This is a genomic window from Acidovorax sp. KNOB132 (assembly GCF_057541515.1).
Map to the genome: position 1 here is coordinate 1 of NZ_BAAJYT010000571.1, position 1,041 is coordinate 1,041.

Below are 1,041 nucleotides of genomic sequence, written 5' to 3' on the forward strand. Positions count from 1 at the left end.
CCGCCGTCGGCGCCCTGGTGCTGGACCGCCGGGTGCGCCGCTTCACCCTGCACGGCGCGCCGGCCGAACTGCCCGCGCGCGAATTCGAGGTGCTGTGGGAGCTGATGACGCCGCCCGGGCGCGTGGTGAGCAAGCGCACCCTGTCGGACAAGCTCTCCGACTTCGACGAGGCCCTGGGCGACAACGCGCTGGAGGCCTTCATCTCCCGCCTGCGCAAGAAGCTGCAGGGCAGCGGCGCGGGCATCCGCACGCTGCGCGGCCTGGGCTACATGGTGGAGCCCGAGGCGGGCGGGCCCGGCGCGCCATGACCGCCACCCATCCCCCCCTCGCCCCCCGCCGGCGCCTGCGCAGCGCGAGCCCCCGCTCGCTGCAGGCGCGGCTGCTGCGCCACGTGCTGGTGCCGCTGGGCCTGACGTGGCTGGTGGGCACGGCCGGCTCGGTGCTGCTGGCCAATGCCTTCACCCAGCGCGCGTTCGACCGCTCACTGCTCGACGATGCCTACGCGGTGGCCGCCAACGTGCGCGCCAAGGGCGACGCGCTCGATTTCGCGCTCACCTCGCGCGAGGTCAAGGCCGTGCTGTTCGACCAGGTGGAGACGGTGTACTTCGCGGTGCTGCGGCCCGATGGCTCCATGCTGGCGGGCAATGCCGGCGGCATGCCGGTGCCACCGCCGCGCGGCGACGAGGCCTACCGGTTCTCCGACATCCAGTTCCATGGCCGGGCGCTGCGCGCGGTGCGGCTTGATGTGCGCGAGCCCCTGCCGTTCGAGGTCGTCACCGCGCAGACCGTGCACAGCCGCAGCGCCATGCTGCGCAGCGTGCTGTTGTACTCGGGCGTGTCGCAACTGCTGCTGCTGGTGGCGCTGGCCGTGTGGCTGCGCCGCGCCATCCAGCGCGACCTGCAGCCCCTGGCCGCGTTCCAGCAGGCGCTGGACCGCCGCGACGCGCGCGACCTGGCGCCCGTGCCCGTGGAGGCCTCCACCCGCGACGTGCAGCACCTGGGCGCTGCGGTGAACGACCTGCTCGCGCGCGTGGCCCAGGG

The 1,041-nt window shown here is 74.3% G+C and carries 2 protein-coding genes; both read left to right on the forward strand.

The genetic code is table 11. The annotated features are described in order from the left end of the window. A partial coding sequence (locus AC27IO_RS24720; protein WP_498741281.1) for a winged helix-turn-helix domain-containing protein occupies positions 1-308 on the forward strand: 308 nt, incomplete at its 5' end. Continuing rightward, on the forward strand, positions 305-1,041 hold a 737-nt coding region (locus AC27IO_RS24725; RefSeq protein ID WP_498741282.1), incomplete at its 3' end, for a sensor histidine kinase N-terminal domain-containing protein. The genes AC27IO_RS24720 and AC27IO_RS24725, both read left to right, overlap by 4 nt.